Annotated in this window: 17 protein-coding genes; 9 read left to right on the top strand and 8 right to left on the bottom strand. The window is 71.6% G+C overall.

Annotated features, from left to right (window positions below; translation table 11 throughout):
• Window positions 1-1,173, bottom strand: a complete 1,173-nt coding sequence (locus C1N80_RS04185) for a sugar ABC transporter substrate-binding protein (protein ID WP_240811227.1) — start codon at window positions 1,171-1,173, stop codon at window positions 1-3.
• 439 nt (window positions 1,174-1,612) lie between these two features.
• On the opposite strand from C1N80_RS04185, the gene C1N80_RS04180 reads away from it, so the two are divergent.
• From C1N80_RS04180 to C1N80_RS04160, 5 genes are all read left to right on the top strand, one after another.
• Window positions 1,613-2,923: an ABC transporter substrate-binding protein gene (locus C1N80_RS04180; RefSeq protein ID WP_137769628.1), complete on the top strand. Its 1,311-nt coding sequence runs from the start codon at window positions 1,613-1,615 to the stop codon at window positions 2,921-2,923.
• Between the two features lie 248 nt (window positions 2,924-3,171).
• Window positions 3,172-4,485 (top strand): extracellular solute-binding protein, encoded by a 1,314-nt coding sequence (locus C1N80_RS04175; RefSeq protein ID WP_168198014.1) that lies wholly within the window; start codon window positions 3,172-3,174, stop codon window positions 4,483-4,485.
• 4 nt (window positions 4,486-4,489) lie between these two features.
• Window positions 4,490-5,437, top strand: a complete 948-nt coding sequence (locus C1N80_RS04170) for a carbohydrate ABC transporter permease (RefSeq protein ID WP_137769626.1) — start codon at window positions 4,490-4,492, stop codon at window positions 5,435-5,437.
• Window positions 5,427-6,362 (top strand): carbohydrate ABC transporter permease, encoded by a 936-nt coding sequence (locus C1N80_RS04165; RefSeq protein ID WP_137769625.1) that lies wholly within the window; start codon window positions 5,427-5,429, stop codon window positions 6,360-6,362. The genes C1N80_RS04170 and C1N80_RS04165 overlap by 11 nt, the downstream gene beginning before the upstream one ends.
• Window positions 6,359-7,015 carry a hypothetical protein gene (locus C1N80_RS04160; protein WP_137769624.1) on the top strand — a complete coding sequence of 219 codons (657 nt, stop codon included), beginning with the start codon at window positions 6,359-6,361 and terminating at the stop codon, window positions 7,013-7,015. Before C1N80_RS04165 ends, C1N80_RS04160 begins: the two co-directional genes overlap by 4 nt.
• 14 nt (window positions 7,016-7,029) lie before the next feature.
• Here the strand turns inward: C1N80_RS04160 and C1N80_RS04155 are convergent, their stop codons facing one another.
• From C1N80_RS04155 to C1N80_RS04140, 4 genes are read right to left on the bottom strand one after another with little or no spacing between them, the layout of a single operon-like run.
• Window positions 7,030-7,821, bottom strand: coding sequence for a sugar phosphate isomerase/epimerase (locus C1N80_RS04155; RefSeq protein ID WP_137769623.1), 792 nt, complete (start codon window positions 7,819-7,821; stop codon window positions 7,030-7,032).
• A gap of 10 nt (window positions 7,822-7,831) precedes the next feature.
• Window positions 7,832-8,902, bottom strand: coding sequence for an alpha/beta hydrolase (locus C1N80_RS04150; RefSeq protein ID WP_240811226.1), 1,071 nt, complete (start codon window positions 8,900-8,902; stop codon window positions 7,832-7,834).
• A 20-nt stretch (window positions 8,903-8,922) separates the two neighbouring features.
• The gene (locus tag C1N80_RS04145) at window positions 8,923-9,282 is read right to left on the bottom strand and encodes an L-rhamnose mutarotase (protein WP_137769622.1); all 360 of its coding nucleotides are present in this window, start codon (window positions 9,280-9,282) and stop codon (window positions 8,923-8,925) included.
• A complete protein-coding gene (locus C1N80_RS04140) occupies window positions 9,279-10,586 on the bottom strand; it encodes an MFS transporter (RefSeq protein WP_137769621.1) in 1,308 nt (435 codons plus the stop codon). Before C1N80_RS04140 ends, C1N80_RS04145 begins: the two co-directional genes overlap by 4 nt.
• 295 nt (window positions 10,587-10,881) lie before the next feature.
• On the opposite strand from C1N80_RS04140, the gene rhaI reads away from it, so the two are divergent.
• The 3 genes from rhaI to C1N80_RS04125 are packed head-to-tail and all read left to right on the top strand — an operon-like array spanning window position 10,882 to window position 15,619.
• Window positions 10,882-12,060, top strand: coding sequence for an L-rhamnose isomerase (gene rhaI / locus C1N80_RS04135; protein WP_137769620.1), 1,179 nt, complete (start codon window positions 10,882-10,884; stop codon window positions 12,058-12,060).
• A 2-nt stretch (window positions 12,061-12,062) separates the two neighbouring features.
• Complete coding sequence (locus tag C1N80_RS04130) at window positions 12,063-14,105, top strand: bifunctional aldolase/short-chain dehydrogenase (RefSeq protein WP_168198013.1); 2,043 nt, start codon at window positions 12,063-12,065, stop codon at window positions 14,103-14,105.
• Window positions 14,102-15,619 carry a rhamnulokinase family protein gene (locus C1N80_RS04125; RefSeq protein WP_137769618.1) on the top strand — a complete coding sequence of 506 codons (1,518 nt, stop codon included), beginning with the start codon at window positions 14,102-14,104 and terminating at the stop codon, window positions 15,617-15,619. The genes C1N80_RS04130 and C1N80_RS04125 overlap by 4 nt, the downstream gene beginning before the upstream one ends.
• Before the next feature lie 148 nt (window positions 15,620-15,767).
• On the opposite strand, the gene C1N80_RS04120 is transcribed toward C1N80_RS04125, so the two are convergent.
• Window positions 15,768-16,004 (bottom strand): hypothetical protein, encoded by a 237-nt coding sequence (locus C1N80_RS04120; RefSeq protein WP_137769617.1) that lies wholly within the window; start codon window positions 16,002-16,004, stop codon window positions 15,768-15,770.
• 381 nt (window positions 16,005-16,385) lie between these two features.
• Here C1N80_RS04120 and C1N80_RS04115 point away from each other — a divergent pair, with 381 nt between their 5' ends.
• Window positions 16,386-17,108, top strand: a complete 723-nt coding sequence (locus C1N80_RS04115; RefSeq protein ID WP_137769616.1) for a GAF and ANTAR domain-containing protein — start codon at window positions 16,386-16,388, stop codon at window positions 17,106-17,108.
• Between the two features lie 60 nt (window positions 17,109-17,168).
• On the opposite strand, the gene C1N80_RS04110 is transcribed toward C1N80_RS04115, so the two are convergent.
• Window positions 17,169-17,801, bottom strand: a complete 633-nt coding sequence (locus tag C1N80_RS04110; RefSeq protein ID WP_137769615.1) for a cysteine hydrolase family protein — start codon at window positions 17,799-17,801, stop codon at window positions 17,169-17,171.
• 117 nt (window positions 17,802-17,918) lie between these two features.
• On the bottom strand, window positions 17,919-18,518 hold the full coding sequence (locus C1N80_RS04105) for a TetR/AcrR family transcriptional regulator (RefSeq protein ID WP_168198012.1): 600 nt from the start codon (window positions 18,516-18,518) through the stop codon (window positions 17,919-17,921).
• Window positions 18,519-18,536: the final 18 nt, after the last annotated feature.

The raw sequence follows: 18,536 nt of genomic DNA, 5'->3' as shown, positions 1-18,536 counted from the left end.
TCACTTCGTCGGCTTGATGACGCGCTCGAGGCGTCCCTGCAGGTCGTCGGCCGTGGCCTGGGCGTCGGACTCGCCGAGCCAGAAGGAGGCCATCGCGTCCTCGATCGCCTTCTGCATCTCGTTCCACTCGGGGATGAACTTCGGGGTGAAGATCATGTCGGCGGAGTCAGGGAACGCCTGGAGGTCGACGTCGGCCTCGAGCCATTCGGGGTCCAGGAAGGTGTCGCTCTCCTGGAGCTCGAGGTTCGCTGGGACGTCCTGGCCCTTGTCCGCGATCGGTGCCTGCCCCTCGGCGGAGGTCAGGAACTGGATGATCTCGAAGGAGCCCTGGGGGTTCTTCGCGGCCGTGGGGATGACCAGCGCGGAGCCGAAGGCGCTCACGGCCTGCTGCGCGCCGTGGAAGAACGGCGCGATGTCCCAGTTGAGGCCCTCGATGGCGGCGTTTCCGCCCACGCCCCAGAACCCGGTCGCGTTCATCGCGACGAGACCCTGCTGGAACGCGCCGTCGGCGCCCATGTCGGGGCCCATGTTCGAGTAGTCCACGGAGGTCGGGGCGACCTTGTGGGTGAAGTAGAGGTCGTAGGCGAACTGCAGCGCCTCGACGGCCTCCGGCGAATTCACACCCGGTGCGCCGGACTCGGGGTCCAGGACGTTCCCGCCGTTCTGAGCGACGAGGGAGAACCACTGAGGCCACCAGCCCACCCCGCCGAAGCCGAACTGGCCCTTGGCGGGATCGGTGAGCTTCTTCGCGGCGTCGAGGAACGCGTCCCAGTCCCAGTCCGCGCTGGGGTAGTCCACTCCGGCCTCATCGAAGAGGTCCTTGTTGTAGTAGAGGACCATCGCCCCTGACCGGTCCGGCACGCCATAGGTCGCACCGTCCCAGGCATAGTTCGCGCCGACGGGACCGAAGGTGCTCTCGAGATCGAGCCCGCCCTGGCTCAGGTAGTCGTCGATCGGGACGAGCTGCTTCTTGGAGGCGTAGACGTTCACGTTCTCCGCGACCTGCATGATGTCCGGCCCGGTCTTCGACGAGATCATCGTCTGGACCTTCTGCTCGTAGTTCTCCGAGGGGATGAGCTGGAGCGTGATCGTGTAGTCGGGGAACTTCTCCTTGGCCAGGTCGATGCGCGCCTGGTAGGCGGCCTTGTCCGCCTCGCCGCCCCAGACGGTCATGACGAAATCCTTGTGGCTCTCGTCGGACTTCGGGGTCGCACCGGATTCGCTTCCGGACCCGCAAGCGGCCAGGCCGAGCGCTGCGCCGGCGGCACCCATGCCGGCGAGGAGTCCACGACGGGGGAACGGGGAGGAGGTGAGGCTCATCATCGCGCCTTTCATCTGGTCACGGCTTCAGCCCTGCTCGACATCAGTGATCGGAGAGGTGGCGGGCTCCGCTGCCCGCCGTTCGTGACTCACTTACCGTAACCCTTGCAATAAGAGGTGTCGAGATCTGCTCCGGACACGGAACGGTCACGTTGCGCCGCCGCGACCCTCCTGCCGCGGCCGAGGCCTGGCCGCGTTGCCCCGTGCTGGGCTAGCGTTTTCCCACCTGGCCCCGCTCCCCAGCGCCGCGGCCCGGATGCACAGCACCGTCGCTCATCCACCGGGAGGCCCCATGTTCACCCGTCGTCAGACGCTCGCCCTGCTCGTCGCCGCCGGCGCCGTGCCCGCCCTCGCCGCCTGCGGCCCCAACGCCTCCCGCGGCGGCTCCGGGGAGGACGGCGCGGGAGGCGCCGTGCGCATCTACTGGTGGGGCGGCGACCTCCGACTGGGCCTCACCCAGGATGCCCTCGCCCTCTTCGAGAAGGCCCACGCGGACATCCCCGTCGAGCAGGAGTACAGCGAGTGGACGGGCTACTGGGACAAGCTCGCCACCCAGACCTCCGGCGGCGACTCCCCGGACCTGCTGCAGATGGACGAGGCCTACATCGACTCCTACGGCACCCGCGGGGCGCTGCTGGACCTCGAGACGATCTCCGACGTCCTGGACCTCTCCGCGATGGACGCGAAGGTGCTGGACACGGGCCGCCTCGCGGACGGCACCCTCGTCGGCGCCCCGCTCGGCATCGGCATCTTCTCCGTGGGCGTGAACGAGGACCTCCTGAAGGAGTCCGGCGTCGAGCTGCCCGAGGACACCGCCTGGACCTGGGAGCAGTTCCAGGAGGCGGCCACTGAGATCAGCACCTGGGGCAAGGACCAGGGGATCGTGGGCCTGGACGGCTTCGGCCAGGGCGCCGCGGAGCTCGCCGCCTGGGCGCGGCAGGCAGGCCAGCAGCTCTTCCCGCGCGAGGACGAGACCCTCGTGGACGTCGCCACCATCCAGAAGTACCTCGAGTTCAGCGCCTCCCTCATCGAGTCCGGTGCCGCCCCCGGCCCGGACGCCCAGATCGAGGACGCGGGCGCCGGCGTCGAGCAGGGCCGCTTCGGCACGGGGAAGTCCGTCTTCCACTTCCAGTTCCACACCCAGCTGCAGACCTTCGCGAGCGCCGCGGGCGCGACGATGACCCTGCGGCGGCTGCCCGCGATCACGAGCGGCGACCACCAGATGGTCAACAAGGCCTCGATGTACTGGTCGATCGCCGCGAAGACCGCGGTCGCACAGAACGCGGGCACCCTCATGAGCTTCCTGCTCACCGACCCCGAGGCCGCGAAGGTGCTGAAGATCGAGCGCGGCGTGACCGCCTTCCCCGAGGTGCAGACCGCGATCGAGGGCGAGCTCGACGATGTCGAGACGATCTGCCTCGACTTCGCCCGCGACATGCAGGCCGAGGTCGCCCCGGCCCCGCGCGTCACCCCCGCGGAGGGCGTCGGCTTCGGCGACGAGCTCACGCGCATCGCCCAGGACGTCTACTTCGGCAAGAAGGAGGCGGCGGCCGCCGCGCAGGAGATCCTCACGGCGCTCGAGGGCATGCAGCCGGCGCAGTGACACCGCGGACCGGCCCGCGGTCGGGCCGGCCCGTCCCGACCCCGGTCGACCGCGGCAAACCACGGCAACTGTGAGCGGCGTCACCGGGCGCGGGCTTTCCTGACGGGACCCTGCAGCCGACGCCCTGACATGCGATGGCCACCCCCTCGGCCCGGTGCCGGAGGCGCGCCCCCGCGCGACCTCCCCACCGGCCGGGGAGGGCGGGCCCGGTCGCGACGAGGCGACCGGGGACCGTCGAGAGGACAACGATGCCCGTCTCCCGCCGTACCCTCCTCACCGCCTCCGGGGCGATCGCCGCGGGCGCCGCGACGCTCACCGCCGCCGCCTGCGGCTCCGGGGGCGAGATGGACCCCGAGGAGCCCGTGGACCTCGACGTCCCCGACTCCGCGTTGACCGGCTCCATCGGCCTGCTCACCCCGGACTTCGTCGGCGACGCCCGCGCCCCGCTCGACGAGGAGATCATCGCCCCGTTCACCGAGCGCACCGGCGTCTCCGTCTCCGTGGACCAGGTGGACTGGAACAAGCTCAACGAGAAGATCTCCACCGGCATCGCCGGCGGGATCATCGCCGACGTCATCATGACCGGCGTCGGCTGGACCCAGCCCTTCGCGGAGAAGGGCATCTTCGCGGAGATCCCCGCGGACTTCATCGAGAGCCTCGGCTTCGACGAGAGCGTCCTGGTCTCCACCCGCTTCGAGGGGAAGTACTACTCCCTCCCCCAGGCCCTGGACCTGCGGTTCCTGGGCACCCACCCGGACCTGCTCGCCGCCCGCGGCATCACCGAAAGACCTGCCTCCCTCGACGAGCTCGCCGCGATGGCGCTCGAGCTCACCGGCGACGGCGTGGTGGGCCTCGACTACCTCTCCGGCAGCGCCGGCAGCGCCCGCCAGGCCTTCGTGTTCCTGCTCTACGCGTTCGGCGGCTGCATGTTCAGCGAGGACGGTCTCACCCCGATGCTCCACGAGGAGCCCGGGCGCCTCGCCCTGCAGTGGATGCTCGACCGGATCTCCGAGGGCTCCATCGACTACGACCTGCAGGCCGCGGAGGGTCAGCCCTCCCCCTTCCAGCAGAGGAAGGCCGCCATCTCCCTGGTGTCCACCGGGAACTGGGTGACCTGGACGCAGATGACCCCCGAGCTGTGCGAGGAGGGCGCTGTCGACCTCCACCTCATGCCGTCCGGGGCGGGCGGCGACCCCGTCATGTTCCAGGGCGGCACCTTCCTCTCCCTCTCCAGCCTCTCCAAGAACAAGGACGCCGCAGGAGCCTTCATGAAGCACATGCTCGACCCCGAGATCCTCGGCATCGCGAACGCCGCCACCGGCAAGGTGCCGCCCACACCGGACGTGCCGCCGAACGAGCAGATCGAGTCCAGCCTGCTCACACAGTTCGGCCTGCAGAACCTGCCCTACGCGGGCGCGACGGAGGGCGGCTCCGCAGCGTACATGGAGGTGCGCACGAACCTCGACGGCATCGTCGAGACCTGCCTGACCGGCCGCGCGAGCGTCCAGCAGACCCTCGACGACATGAAAGCGCTGTGCGACGGCGCGATCAGCAGGATCTGAGCCGATGACCACCACCGACCGTCTCCCCGCCGCCGCGCCCGCCGGCCGCACCGCCCCGCGCGGGACCCGCCGCCGCGCCTCCGTCCGCACCGCCGAGCGGCGCTGGGGCCTGCTCCTCGCCGCCCCCGCGACCCTGCACACGCTGCTCTGGATCGGCGTGCCGATCGTCGTCGCGTTCGTCCTCAGCTTCACCGCCTACGACATCATCCACACGCCCGAGTTCGCGGGCCTGGACAACTACGCCACCATCCTCGGCGACGGCCTGTTCTGGCGGTCCGTGCTGCACAACGTGATCATCGCGGCGATCGGCATCCCGGTCTCGATGTTCCTTGCGCTCGTGCTCGCGGTGATGCTCAACCGCGCCGTGCCCGGCCGCGGGATCTTCCGCGTCATGGTGTTCCTGCCCCACATCACCGCGACCGTCGCCGTCGCGATGATCTGGCTGTGGATCTACAACCCCTCGGAGAACGGGCTGCTGAACATCGTCCTCGGCGTCGTGGGGATCGGTCCGCTGCCCTTCCTCACGAACCCGGACCTCGCCCTGGGTTCCGTCATCCTCGTGACGATCTGGCAGGGCATCGGGCTGAAGATGCTCATCTACCTCGCCGCGCTGCAGGGGGTCGACGGCCAGCTCTACGAGGCGGCGGACCTCGACGGCGCGGGCGTCGTCCAGAAGTTCCGCCACGTGACCGTGCCGATGCTGCGCCCGGCGACCTTCTTCATCCTCATCACGTCGCTGATCGGCAACTTCCAGACCTTCGACCTCATCTACATCCTCACCGAGGGCGGCCCCGCGAACTCGACGTCCGTGGTCACCTACCGCATCTACCAGACGGCCTTCCAGGAGTTCCGCGTGGGGCTGGCGAACGCCCAGTCCGTCGTCCTGCTGCTGATCCTGGTGGTCCTCGCATTCCTCTCCCGCCGGATCGTCGGAGGCACCGATGGCGACTGACACCCTCTCCCCGCGCACCCCGGCCGCCCCGGCCGCGCGCCCGCCCCGCAGCACGAGCCTGCGGCGCCAGAAGCGCCTCGCCTCCGGCGGTGTGCTCGCCGTGCTGATCATCGCCTCGCTGCTCATGGCGGCGCCGTTCCTGTGGATGGCGCTGTCCTCGATCCGCGACCCCACGGAGCTCGCGAAGGTGCCGATGCCGCTGATCCCGCAGGACCTCCGGCTCGAGAACTACACCGAGGCGCTCTCCCGGGCCCCGTTCGGCATCTACGCGCGCAACAGCCTCATCCTCGCGACGGCCGCGGCGGTCCTCAACGTCGTCTTCGGCTCGGCGTGCGGCTACGCGCTCGCGAAGATGCGCTTCCCGCTCGCCCCCGCGGTGTTCGGCTGGATGGTCGCGTGCATCATGATCCCGTTCTACGCGACGGTCATCCCGGTGTTCCTCATGGTGCGGCACATGCCGCTGTTCGGCGGGAACACGATCCTCGGCGCGGGCGGCACCGGCTGGATCGACACCTGGTGGGCGCTCATCGTCCCCGGGGCGATCTCCCCGTTCATGGTGTTCCTCTTCCGCCAGTTCTACGTCGCGACCCCCACGGAGCTCATCGAGGCCGCGCGGCTTGACGGCGTGAGCGAGTTCGGGATCTACACCCGGATCGTCACCCCGCTCATCAAGCCCGGGCTGCTCACGGTCGCCCTGCTGAGCTTCGAGGCCGGCTGGAACAACTTCCTGTGGCCGCTGCTCGTGACGACGTCGGACAGCCTCCGCGTCATCCAGGTGGGCATCTCCTCGTTCCGCCAGGAGGCGGCGACGGACTGGCACCTGCTGATGGCGGGGACGACCCTCGCGGCGGTGCCGATGATCATCCTGTTCCTCGTGTTCCAGCGGTACTTCGTCGAGGGCTTCGCGGCCTCGGGGATCAAGTGACCGCGGACCGGGCGGAGCGCCCCGCCGGCATCCTGCGCTTCTTCGTGGTGCCGGGGGCGGTGATCGCCGCGAACACGGCGGCGCTGCTCGGCGTGGCCTCCGTGGTGCTCGCCGTGCCGGTGCTCGCGGGCTGCTCCCGGGTGCTCGGGGACCTCGACGGGCACGGGGACGAGGCCTTCCGCTCGGTGCTGCGGCACGCCCGTCGCACGTGCCGGCGGGACCTGCCGGTCACCGTGCTGCTGTGGCTCGTGCTCGCGGCGGTCGCGGGGAACGTCCTCGCGCTGCCGGCGCTCGCCCCGGGCGCGCGGACCTTCGCGGTGGGGATGCTGGTGCCGCTGGGCTGGGTGGTGATCGCGTGGCTGAGCGTCTACGTGGTCCTCGCCGCCCGCACCGGGGCGGAGCGCGGCGACCTGGTGCTGGGGGCGACCTCGCGGCTGCTCCGCTCCCCCGGGCGGACGCTGCTGGCGCCCCTCGCCGTGATCGCCCTGTCCCCGCTGTGGCTGCTCGCGCCGCTCACGATCGCGGGCGGTCTCGCCGTCCCGCCGTTCCTGCTGCGGGGCCTGTGGGGCGCGGGTCCCGGCGACGACGCGGCGTCCGACGGCGGACCAGCCGACGGCGCCGTCTCGTCCGACGGCACCGCCGACGGTGCCTGAGCCCGCGCCGCTCCTCAGGCGGCGGTCGCGGGATCCGCGGCGCGCAGCACGGCGAGGGCGTCGCGACCCTCGGCGGCGATGTCCTGCCAGATGAAGCACTCGATCGAGACGTGACCGCCGTAGCCGCCGTCCCGCAGCGCGGTGAGGAAGCCGGCGAGCGGCCAGTCCCCCTGGCCGGGCGGGCGGCGGTCCGTGTCCGCGACGTGCGCATGGCCCACCCGTCCCGCGTGCTCGCGCACCACGGCGAAGGGCTCCTCCTCGAGCATGACGTGGAAGAGGTCCGCGACGACCCGCACCTCGGCCAGGTCGTGCGCGTCGAGGAAGGCCACGGCCTCGGCGATCGTGGTGACGAGGTCCGTCTCCCCGCGGTGCAGGGGCTCGAGCAGCACCTCGAGGCCGTGCTCGGCGGCGAGGTCCCGGGCGAGGCGCACCGTCGCCGCGAGGCGCTCCTCCCCCGCGGCGCGGTCGACGCCCTCGGGCAGGCGACGCGCGGCGCCGCTGCCCAGCACGATCGTCGCCTCGGGCCGGGCGTGCGGGGCGAGGGCCGCGAGCGCGGTGCGCAGGTGCTCCTCGGTCTCCGCGAGCGGCACCGACGGGTCGGAGATCCGCACCGTCGCGGGGAAGAGGATCGCGAAGGAGGGCGCCGGGGCGAACTCCGGGACCTCCGCGGCGCGGTGCCAGGTGCCGCCGGTCCCCTCCTCGAGCAGGGAGCCGACGATCGTCGCCTCGAGGTAGTCCGCTCCCGTCGCGCGGACGGCGGCGGCCTGGGCGGCGGGGGCGATGATGCCGTGCTGGATCGTGGTCATGCGCTCCTCCTCAGAGCTCTCGGAGCTCGCCGAGGATCGCGGCGAGGCGGTCCCAGGACCGGGCGGCCTCGGCGAGGCCCACCTTGTTGAGGTGGCCGTGCGTGACGCCGGGGCGCACCGCGTACTCGACCTCGACGCCGGCCTCGGCGAGCTGCTCGGCGTAGCGGCGGGCGCCGAGGCGCAGGTCGTCGAACTCGTCCGCCTCGAGGTAGGTGCGGGGCAGCACGGCGAGCTGCTCGGCGGTGCCCAGGCCCGGGAAGTCGTGGGCGGTGGCCTGCTCGAGTGGGCCGCCCAGGTAGTTCTCCGCCATGCGGCGCATGCCCGCGGGGGTGAAGCGGAAGCGGTCCGGGACGCCCGCGAGGGCCTCCGCCTCCTCGGTAGTGGCCTCGGGGTTCAGCGGGTGGGTGACGGGGTACATGAGCAGGGACGCGGCGGGCGCCCGGCCGGACTCGGCGAGGCGCAGGCTCGCGGCGGCCGCGAGGTTCCCGCCGGCGCTCGCCCCGCCGAGGGCGAGCCGGACGGGGTCGATGCCCAGCTCCTCGGCCTGGGCGCGGGTCCAGTCCACGGCGGCGATGACGTCGTCGCAGGGGATCGGGGCGCGCACCTCGAGCGCGGGATCGGTGCCGGGGATGACCCGGGCGGGGTTCCCGCCGGGCGGCTCGTCGCACAGCCGGTAGTCGACGGAGACGACGACGGCGTCCGCACGGCCGGCGACACCGCGGGCGGTCGCGTCCCCCTCGGGCATGTCGAGGTCGCCGTGCTGGAAGCTGCCGCCGTGGCAGAACACGAGCACCGGGCGGGGCCCGGTCGCGGGGGCGGCCGGGGTGTAGACGCGCACGGGGACGGGGCCGTGGGGTCCCGGCGCCTCGCGGTCCTCGACGTGGAGGTCCCACGCCTCGGCCGGGCCGTAGGGGGCGTCCCAGGCGGCGTCGTCCTCCGCGGTGAGGGGGCCGCGCGCGGCGGCCTCGACGAGGGCGGCGAGGCGGCGGGCCATGGTGCCGGGGTTGTCGCGGCCGACGACGGCCGCGGACTCGGTGCCGGGCTCGATGCTGTGCTCGGTGCTGGACTCGATGCTGTTCACGGTGCTCCGTATCAGGGGGTTCAGGCGAGATGGAAGTAGGCGGGCAGGATCTGCTTCTCGCCGCCGCCGGGGGCGAAGTACTCCCCCATCGCGGCCTCCCAGCGGGGGCTGATCGCGGCCTCGGCGATCGCCCGCTGCGCGGCATCGACGTCGTCGGCCTCGAAGTATCCGACCACCATGCCGTCCTCCGCCCGCAGGAACAACGAGTAGTTGCGCCAACCGGCCTCGCGGAGCGCCTCGCGCATCTCCTCCCACACGTGCTGATGAGCCTCGACGTAGTCGGCGAGGCGCTCGGGCCGCACGTGCAGCAGGAAGCAGCAGCGGTGCGGGCTGTGCGCGTCCGTGGTGGCGAGGAGGGTGTCGAGCTCGGGGGTGGTCATCGCGCCGCCGCCTCCCCGTAGCGCTCGCGCTCGATCTGCTCGAGCGTCTTCCCCCGCGTGTCCGGGGCGCCGATCACGCCCACGAGGAGGGACACGACGAGGAATCCGATCATGAGCACGCCGACGAACGGGACGCCCCGGGACTCGAGGAGCACCGGGAAGAAGTAGCTCAGCACGCCGACGAGGATGCGCGCGACGAAGAACAGGACGCCCTGCGCGGTGGCCCGGTACTGGGTCGCGAACATCTCCGCCGTCCACAGCGCGTAGAACGCCTGCGCGCCGATCCCGGCGGAGGCTCCCCACAGCACGGCGAAGAGGATGAGCAGCGGCATGGTCACATGGGCGAAGACGAGCACGAGCCACGCGGCGATGCCGAGCGCGGCGCCGATGCCGTACAGGACGCGGCGGTCCATGCGATCACCCAGCAGCATGAAGCCGACGTAGGTGACGATCACCGTCACCGTCCACAGCAGCACCTGCAGGAGGTTCTGGCTCGCCGGGCTCTCCACGCCCGCCGTGGCGTAGACGCGGGGCATGAAGATCCCCATCTGCCCGGCGACGAGGTTCCACAGCGAGTAGACGCCGACGAGGAACAGCAGCGCCGTGACGTTCCGCCGGTTCGAGAGCAGCTCGCGCACGCCTCGCCGCTGGACGGGCCCGCCGGCGGCGACGGCCTCGTCGTGCCGTCGGCGCTGCGCGGTCCAGATGTCCGACTCGGCGAGGCCGCGCCGGACCCACCAGGTGATGAAGGCGACCACGAAGAGATGGGCGAAGACGATCCGCGAGCCCAGCAGGCCGAGCGGGACCAGCGCGGTCGCGATCGCGAAGACGATCGCCGGACCGAGCGACCAGGCCAGCTGGGCGGTGCCCACGTGGCGGGCGCGCTTCTCGTGCGGCGCCTGCTCGGCGATGTACGTCCACGCGACGGGGACGCCGGCCCCGACGGCGATGCCGGTCAGCACGACGCCGATCACGAGCATCGCGGCGTGGGTCGCGAACACGACGAGCAGCGTCCCGAGCATGTAGAGGACGAGGTCGTAGGTGTAGATGAACTTGCGCCCGTAGCGGTCACCGAGCGGCCCGCCGATCATGGCGCCGATCGCGGCGCCGAAGGCGTTGGCGGAGATCGCGGCGACGAGGCCGACCATCCAGCTGGAGAAGCCGAAGAGCTCCTGCCAGAAGGTCAGGCTGGTGGCGAGGGCGATGATCGAGCCCGCCTCGATGTAGTTGGACATGGCGACGGCGATCGTCGCCTTCCATCCGCGCACACGTCCGCGCGCGGGTGCTGCGGGGTGAGTGGACATGGGATGCGGTCTCCTTCGACGTGCATCGGGACGGGCGGTCACCGTTCGACGCCACGCCCCCCTCGGGCGCTTGTCGACCGGCACGACTGATGCTAACGTTTCAATTGAGTCGTTTCAAGGTCACGGGCCGCGTGAACCTCTTCGACGTCGAGGCCAAGGACATCGGCGAAGCCCAGATCGAGCTCATGGCCCAGGGCCATCGCCGGTACGCCCCGGCCGCCGCCCCCGGGCCTGACCCCCGTCCCCGAATCCGCCTCCCCCGGCGCCGAGCCGGGCCCTCCCCAAGGAGCACCCCATGCCCCCGCTCACCGAGCTCCCCTCCGACATCGCGCGCGACCTGCGCGAGTTCACGATCGAGGTCCCCAGCTGGGCCTACGGCAACTCCGGCACCCGCTTCAAGGTGTTCGGCACCCCCGGCACCCCCCGCGACCCCTTCGAGAAGATCGCGGACGCCGCCCAGACCCACGCCTTCACCGGCTCCTCGCCGCGCGTGTCCCTCCACCACCCCTGGGACAAGGTCGAGGACACGGCCGCCCTGCGCTCCTACGCCGAGGGCCTCGGCGTGCAGCTGGGCATGATCAACTCCAACACCTTCCAGGACGACGAGTACAAGTACGGCTCGCTCACCCACTCCGACCCCGCGGTGCGCCGCCGCGCGATCGACCACCACCTCGAGTGCCTCGCGGTGATGCGGGAGGCCGGCTCCCACGAGCTGAAGATCTGGCTCGCGGACGGCACCAACTACGCGGGCCAGGACTCGATCCGCGCCCGCCAGGACCACCTCGCCGACTCCCTCGCGGAGATCTACGCGGGCCTGCAGGAGGGCGAGCGGATCGTCCTGGAGTACAAGTTCTTCGAGCCGGCCTTCTACCACACGGACGTCCCGGACTGGGGCACGAGCCTGCTGCACTGCCTCGCCCTCGGCGAGCAGGCGATGGTCGTGCTCGACACCGGCCACCACGCGCCGGGCACGAACATCGAGTTCATCGTCGCGCAGCTGCTGCGGCAGGGGCGCCTGGGCGCCTTCGACTTCAACTCCCGCAACTACGCCGACGACGACCTCATCGTGGGCGCCGCGGACCCGTTCCAGCTGTTCCGCATCCTCTTCGAGATCGTGCAGCAGGACGCGCACCGCCCCGCCTCGGGCGTGAACTTCATGCTCGACCAGTGCCACAACCTCGAGTCCAAGATCCAGGGGCAGATCCGCTCCGTGCTCAACGTGCAGGAGACCCTCGCCAAGGCGCTGCTCGTGGACCGCGAGGCGCTCGCGGACGCCCAGGCCCGCCACGACGTGCTCGAGGCGAACGCGATCCTCATGGACGCGTTCTGGACCGACGTGCGGCCCGCGCTGGCCGCCTTCCGCGAGGAGCAGGGCCTGCCCGCGGATCCGTTCGGGGCCTTCCGCGCCTCGGGCTACGAGGAGAAGGTCGCCGCCGAGCGCGTGGGCGGGAACCAGATGGGATGGGGAGCCTGAGCATGAGCACCGCACGTCAGACCGTGGACGCCCTGATCGCGCGATCGAACGCGCTCGGAGCGGATCCGACGACCACCAACTACGCCGGCGGCAACACCTCCGCCAAGGGCACCGACACCGATCCCGTCACCGGGCAGGAGACCGAGCTGCTGTGGGTCAAGGGCTCCGGCGGCGACCTCGGCACCCTCCAGGAGAAGGGCCTCGCCGTGCTGCGCCTGGACCGCGTGCGCGCCCTCGCGGACGTCTACCCGGGCGTCGAGCGCGAGGACGAGATGGTCGCCGCCTTCGACCACTGCCTCTTCGGGAAGGGCGGGGCCGCGCCGAGCATCGACACGGCCATGCACGCCCTCGTGGACGCCGCGCACGTGGACCATCTCCACCCCGACGCCGGCATCGCGATCGCCACCGCAGCCGACGGCGAGCGCCTCACCCGCGAGATTTTCGGCGAGGCCGTCGTGTGGGTGCCCTGGCGCCGCCCCGGCTTCCAGCTCGGCCTCGACATCGCCGCGATCAAGGAGGCGAACCCCGAGGCCATCGGATGCATCCTCGGCGGGCACGGGATCACCGCCTGGGGCGCGACCTCCGAGGAGGCGCAGGAGCGCTCCCTGCGGATCATCCGCGAGGCGCAGACGCACCTGGACGCCCACGGCGCCGCGGAGCCCTTCGGCCCCGCCGATCCGGGGCGCGCCCCGCTGCCCGAGGCGGAGCGGCGGGCCCGGGCCTCCGCCCTCGCCCCCGTGGTCCGCGGGCTCGCCTCGACCGACGCCCCGATGATCGGTCACTGGACGGACTCCGAGGACGTCCACGAGTTCCTCGCGGGCGAGAAGCTCGCGCAGCTCGCCGCGCTCGGCACCTCCTGCCCCGACCACTTCCTGCGCACGAAGATCCGCCCGCTCGTGCTGGACCTGCCGTCGGCCGCCGGGGTAGAGGAGCAGATCGCCCGGCTGCAGGAGCTGCACGCCGCCTACCGCGAGGAGTACAGCGCCTACTACGCGCGCCACGCGACCGAGGACTCCCCCGCCCTGCGCGGCGCGGATCCCACGATCGTCCTGGTGCCGGGGGTCGGCATGTTCTCCTTCGGCAAGGACAAGCAGACGGCGCGCGTGGCCGGCGAGTTCTACGTCAACGCCATCCACGTCATGCGCGGCGCGGAGGCCGTCTCGACCTACGCCCCGATCGACGAGGCGGAGAAGTTCCGCATCGAGTACTGGGCGCTCGAGGAGGCGAAGCTGCAGCGCATGCCCGCCGAGAAGCCGCTCGCGCGACGGATCGCGCTCGTCACCGGCGGCGGCTCCGGGATCGGCAAGGCGACCGCGACCCGGCTCGTCGCCGAGGGCGCGTGCGTGGTCATCGCGGATCTGAACCTCGAGAACGCGCAGCAGGTCGCCGAGGAGCTCGGCGGGCCCGACCGCGCCGTCGCCCTGAGCGCCGACGTCTCCGACGAGCAGGCCGTGATCGACGCGGTCGCCGAGGCGGTGCTCGCCTTCGGCGGCCTCGACCTCATCGTCAACAACGCGGGACTGTCGCTGTCCAAGCCGCTGCTGGAGACCACCGCGAAGGACTGGGACCTCCAGCACGACGTCATGGCGCGCGGCAGCTTCCTCGTCTCCCGGGAGACGGCGCGGGTGATGATCGCCCAGGACATGGGCGGGGACATCCTCTACATCTCCTCGAAGAACTCCGTGTTCGCCGGGCCCAACAACATCGCCTACTCGGCGACGAAGGCGGACCAGGCGCACCAGGTGCGGCTGCTCGCGGCGGAGCTCGGCGGGCACCAGATCCGCGTCAACGGCATCAACCCCGACGGCGTGGTGCGCGGCTCCGGCATCTTCGCCGGCGGCTGGGGCGCCTCACGCGCGAAGGTCTACGGCGTCGAGGAGGAGAAGCTCGGCGAGTACTACGCCCAGCGCACGCTGCTCAAGCGCGAGGTGCTGCCGGAGACGGTCGCGAACGCGGTGTTCGCGCTGACCGCCGGGGACCTCTCGCACACGACCGGCCTGCACGTCCCGGTGGACGCCGGCGTCGCGGCCGCGTTCCTGCGATGACCGGCCCCGGCACCACGGCCGACGGGGGCGCCGCCGCGAGCGGCGCCCCCCGGTCGCTGGCGGGCGCATCGGTGGCCGTCGCCGCGGTGGACCTCGGGGCGACCTCGGGCCGGGTCATGCTCGGCCTCGTCGAGGACGGGCGGATCTCGCTGCTGCCCGCGCACCGCTTCGAGAACCGCCTCGAGCAGCGAGACGGGCACCTGAGCTGGGACATCGGCGCGCTCTGGGCGGAGATCCGCCACGGGCTCGCCCAGGCCTCCGTCCTCGCCCGCGACCAGGGCCTGCCCGGACTCTCCTCGATCGGCGTGGACTCCTGGGCGGTGGACTACGGGATCGTCGGGCCGGGCGGCGAGCAGGCCGGCGAGGTGATCGCCTACCGCGACCACCGCACCGACGGCGTGGCCGACGCCCTCGCCGCGCGCGTGCCCCGCGAGCGGCAGTTCGCGCTCACCGGCATCGCGCAGCAGCCCTTCAACACGCTCTACCAGCTCGCCGCGGAGGACCGCCTCACCGGCCTCCCCGCCGGCTCGGGCGTGCTCCTGGTCCCGGACCTCGTCGGCCTGCTGCTCACCGGCGAGCGCCGCACCGAGCGCACGAACGCCTCGACCACCGGGGCGCTGCTCGCCTCCGGGGACGGCTGGGCGAGCGAGCTGCTCGACGCGGCCGGGGTGGACCCGGCGCTGCTCGCCCCGCTCATCGCCCCGGGCGAGCAGCTCGGCACCGTGCGCCCCGGGCTCGCCCGCGAGCTCGGGATCGGCGAGGTGCCGGTGGTCGCCGTCGGCTCCCACGACACCGCCTCCGCGGTGCTCGCCGTCCCCGCCCGCGAGGAGGACGCGCCGGTCGCGTTCATCTCCTCGGGGACCTGGTCGCTGATCGGCCTCGAGCTGCGCGCCCCCGTGCTCGACGAGGCGGCGCGGGAGGCTGGGTTCACGAACGAGGGCGGGGTGGACGGCACCGTCCGGTTCCTCAAGAACGTCTCCGGGATGTGGCTGGTCAGCGAGGCGATCCGGCAGTGGGAGGAGGACGGCGCCCGTGTGGAGCTCGAGGGGCTCCTGGCGGCCGCGGCCCACGCGCCCGCCGACAGGTTCCGGATCGACCCCACCGATCCCGCGTTCCTCGCCCCCGGGCGGATGGCGGACCGCGTGCGCGCGGCCGCGACGGTGCTCTCCGGGGACGACCGCTCCCCATCCACGCCCGCGGAGCTCGTGCGCTGCATCCTCGAGTCCCTCGCGGAGACCTACCGCGACGAGCTCACGGCCGCGTGCCGCCTCGCCCGGGCGCCGCTCCCCCACCGGCTGCACGTGGTGGGCGGCGGCTCCCGCAACGCCCTGCTGAACCAGCTCACCGCCGATGCCCTCGGCGTGGAGGTCGTCGCGGGGCCGATGGAGGCGACCGCGCTCGGGAACGTCGCCGTGCAGGCGCGGGCGCTCGGCGCGATCGGGCAGGAGCCCGGCGGCATCCGTGCCGTCATCCGGGAGAGCACCGAGCTCGAGGTGTTCGCACCGCGAGGCTGAGGACGTGACAACCGACGAAGGACCACCGAGGGCAGTTGCGCCACTACGACTGGGGCGTTCTCTGCAGAGCCAAGCCACTCGAGCAGCAGGAGATCAGGCCTCATCGCCCTGGACGGTGCACGCTCGCGCGACATCCAGGATGCCGCCGCTACGCGTCCGGTGGTGGTGCAGCAGCTTCCACGTCGACGCTCGTGCTCACTTCCAGAGTTCTGTCTCCGACGACGAGCACGAGCACGTCCCCTGACCACGTGCCGCCGCCGGGAACAGGGCGGTAGGTCGCGCGCTCCTGGCGGGCGTGCTGAAGCACGCCCTCGGCGAGCACGGTGTCGTGGTCGCTCACCGTCACAGCTCGCCCGATGAGCGGCCGGATGAGGTCGATCCGCATGCCGGAGAGCGTACGGCTGCGCCCGGCGGCCAGGCCTCTTCGGGACCTACCGGTCGGCTCCCCACCACTCCGTGATGGGCGCCATTCCTGCCCGAGGCGGCGACGTGTGTTCCCGTCACCGATCCTTCTCACCCGGTCCATGCACAGCGGATCAGGCTCCGGTGCCGGCGTGCGATCGCACGGACCGGCTGAGGACGCCTCTGCGAGGCACGACCGCCCGATGCCCGGCCACGCGACAGAGCTCAAGCGCCCCGGCCGTCAGGCGCGCTCTCACTGGCAGAATGTCTGGTGTTGAGCTGCCTTGGTTCGGGAGGCCGAGACGCCTCAACCGGATGGTCGACAACGCGACACAGTCCGCGTACTTCGAAAGGGGACATCGACATGACTGCGGATGTGCACCAGGACCTCGCGCGGAGCTTCGGGAGCCTGAGCAGTTTCCTCTTGGCGGGTGGCTCACCGGTGGACGCGCGACAACGTCTGGTGGAACTGGCCAAGACCTCGATCCCGGCCTGCGACTGGGCCTGCATCACGATGCGCCCGGACGATAAGCCGCCGCGGACGATCTGCGCTTCCGACTCCACAGCGAGTGAGGTCGATCAGATGCAGTACGCGGCCGGGAACGGCCCCTGCCTGGACGCTGCGCGTTCCCGCCAGCCTGTGTGGAGCACGGATCTCACCGAGGACCAGCGCTGGCCGCAGTTCCGGGCGCTCGTCGTCGCGGACGGGCGGGTCAAGAGCGTGCTCTCGTTCCATCTTCTCGACGAACCTGCGCCGACGGCTCTGAACATGTACTCGGCCACCCGGGGGGCCTTCGACGACTCCATCGCCGCCGGAACGCTGTTCGCCATCCACGCGACGACGCTGATGTCGCACGCGGACAGCGAGCGCCGGGCGCAGAGCCTCGGTGACGCCCTGACGACGAGTCGACAGATCGGTGCGGCCGTCGGCATCCTCATGAGCGCGCACAAGCTCACCGAGGAGCAGGCATTCCAGTTGCTGCGTACGGCGAGCAACCACCTGAACCGCAAGCTTCACGACGTCGCGCGGGAAGTCACCGAGCTCGGAGAAGTCCCCCGCACCACCCCGAGCGACCGCACGCGCTGACCCCCACGTCACGGAGAGCGCGCGGTCGCTGTCGTGCGGCCTCACGGCCCGGGCTCGGGCTCAGCCCCGGCCCGCCTGCCCACGGGCGCTGACCGTTCTTGCGTCGTCGTCCTCACTGCGCGCGGGCGCGTCCCACGCGGCGAGGACCTCCGCGACGGTCGCGAGCTGCGCCTGGCGGTCCGCGGCGAGCAGGGAGAGAGCAGGCTCCTGGTGCGCTTCGTCGTGGTCGGCAACGGCGTCCGTCACGACGGTCGTGCGGACGTTGTTCGCGAACGCGTCGCGGGCTGTCTGGGTGATGCAGGCGTGGGTGGAGACGCCGGCTAGCACTATCCGATGGATCCCGAGGTTGCGGACCCGCAGCAGCAGGTCAGTTCCGAACCACGCACTGTCGCGGGTCTTCTCGAGGTGCGTGGCACCCGTGGTGTCGAGCTCGTGGAGGATCTTCGTTCCCGGGTCGCCGTGGAAAAGGAAGCCCTTGTCGTCATCGAACATGGTGAGGGTCCAGGTGGATCGGTCGCGGCTGTGCTCGGTCGTGACCACGATGATGGGGATGTCGAGGCGCCGCGCCGCCGCCATGAGCGTCGTCGCAGCGTCCACGAGGGCGGGTCGCGCGCGATCCAGCGTGGGGTCCGTGAAGAAGGCCTCCTGCAGGTCGACGAGGAGGAGCGCGTCCGTGGTCTTCTCAATGCCCATGACGAGATGATGCCCGATCAGGGTCGAGAGCCCTGCCGGTCGCGTGGCGGCCTGGCCCGTCGAAGGGCGGCGCTGTCGCGGTTGCGCGTGAGGCACATCGATTCGAGGCTGGCCGGGTCATTGCTCCGGGTCTTCTGTCACGAGGAACAGGTGCAGAGCGCGGCGGAGATCGTCGCGGGGCGCGTCGGCGTGGTCGTCCTGCTGCATGAGGCGGACCGTCTGCTCTCTGGTGGCGCACCCCATGACGAAGGACAGGAACGTGCGCGCGGCGAACGCCGGGCACAGATCGGAGCGCAGCAACCCCTGCTCTCCCAGACGTATTAGGGCCTGCTCGACCAGGAACTCGTGGACCCGCCGTAGTCGCGCGCTGCGCACCCGGCCGGGGAAGTCCTCCATCCTGCCGTCGCAGTCGAGCATGGCGAGCAGCTGGATGCTCTCGGACCCGGGATCGTAGAGGTCGACGAGCTCATCGACCGTTCGGGTAAGACCACGCCGAAAGATGGTCGCGTCGTCGAGGACGGCCTGCGCTTGGTGCTCGAGACGGTCCAGCACTGCACCAAGGAGGTCGGCTTTCGAGGGGAAGTGGTGAAGAAGCCCAGGGTGGGAGAGACCGGCCAGCTTGGCGACCATCCTGATGCTCACACCGTGGTAGCCATGCTCGGCGAATGCCGTCGAGGCCACCTCGAGGATGACCTCGCGTCGCTTCGATGCGACCATGCGGACGTAGTCGTCTAC

The organism is Brachybacterium sp. SGAir0954 (assembly GCF_005490785.1).
Taxonomy (GTDB): Bacteria; Actinomycetota; Actinomycetes; order Actinomycetales; family Dermabacteraceae; genus Brachybacterium; species Brachybacterium rhamnosum.
This window is presented reverse-complemented; position numbering and strand designations above follow the sequence as displayed.

Bases quoted from the DNA above. Each gene is read 5' to 3' on its own strand.
- C1N80_RS04185 (WP_240811227.1), bottom strand. From the start codon at position 1,173: ATGACCGTCTGGGGCGGCGAGGCGGACAAGGCCGCCTACCAGGCGCGC.
- C1N80_RS04155 (WP_137769623.1), bottom strand. From the start codon at position 7,821: ATGACCACGATCCAGCACGGCATCATCGCCCCCGCCGCCCAGGCCGCC.
- C1N80_RS04140 (WP_137769621.1), bottom strand. From the start codon at position 10,586: ATGTCCACTCACCCCGCAGCACCCGCGCGCGGACGTGTGCGCGGATGG.
- C1N80_RS04125 (WP_137769618.1), top strand. From the start codon at position 14,102: ATGACCGGCCCCGGCACCACGGCCGACGGGGGCGCCGCCGCGAGCGGC.
- C1N80_RS04180 (WP_137769628.1), top strand. From the start codon at position 1,613: ATGTTCACCCGTCGTCAGACGCTCGCCCTGCTCGTCGCCGCCGGCGCC.
- C1N80_RS04105 (WP_168198012.1), bottom strand. From the start codon at position 18,518: ATGGTCGCATCGAAGCGACGCGAGGTCATCCTCGAGGTGGCCTCGACG.
- C1N80_RS04115 (WP_137769616.1), top strand. From the start codon at position 16,386: ATGACTGCGGATGTGCACCAGGACCTCGCGCGGAGCTTCGGGAGCCTG.
- C1N80_RS04130 (WP_168198013.1), top strand. From the start codon at position 12,063: ATGAGCACCGCACGTCAGACCGTGGACGCCCTGATCGCGCGATCGAAC.
- C1N80_RS04165 (WP_137769625.1), top strand. From the start codon at position 5,427: ATGGCGACTGACACCCTCTCCCCGCGCACCCCGGCCGCCCCGGCCGCG.
- rhaI (WP_137769620.1), top strand. From the start codon at position 10,882: ATGCCCCCGCTCACCGAGCTCCCCTCCGACATCGCGCGCGACCTGCGC.
- C1N80_RS04110 (WP_137769615.1), bottom strand. From the start codon at position 17,801: ATGGGCATTGAGAAGACCACGGACGCGCTCCTCCTCGTCGACCTGCAG.
- C1N80_RS04120 (WP_137769617.1), bottom strand. From the start codon at position 16,004: ATGCGGATCGACCTCATCCGGCCGCTCATCGGGCGAGCTGTGACGGTG.
- C1N80_RS04170 (WP_137769626.1), top strand. From the start codon at position 4,490: ATGACCACCACCGACCGTCTCCCCGCCGCCGCGCCCGCCGGCCGCACC.
- C1N80_RS04175 (WP_168198014.1), top strand. From the start codon at position 3,172: ATGCCCGTCTCCCGCCGTACCCTCCTCACCGCCTCCGGGGCGATCGCC.
- C1N80_RS04145 (WP_137769622.1), bottom strand. From the start codon at position 9,282: ATGACCACCCCCGAGCTCGACACCCTCCTCGCCACCACGGACGCGCAC.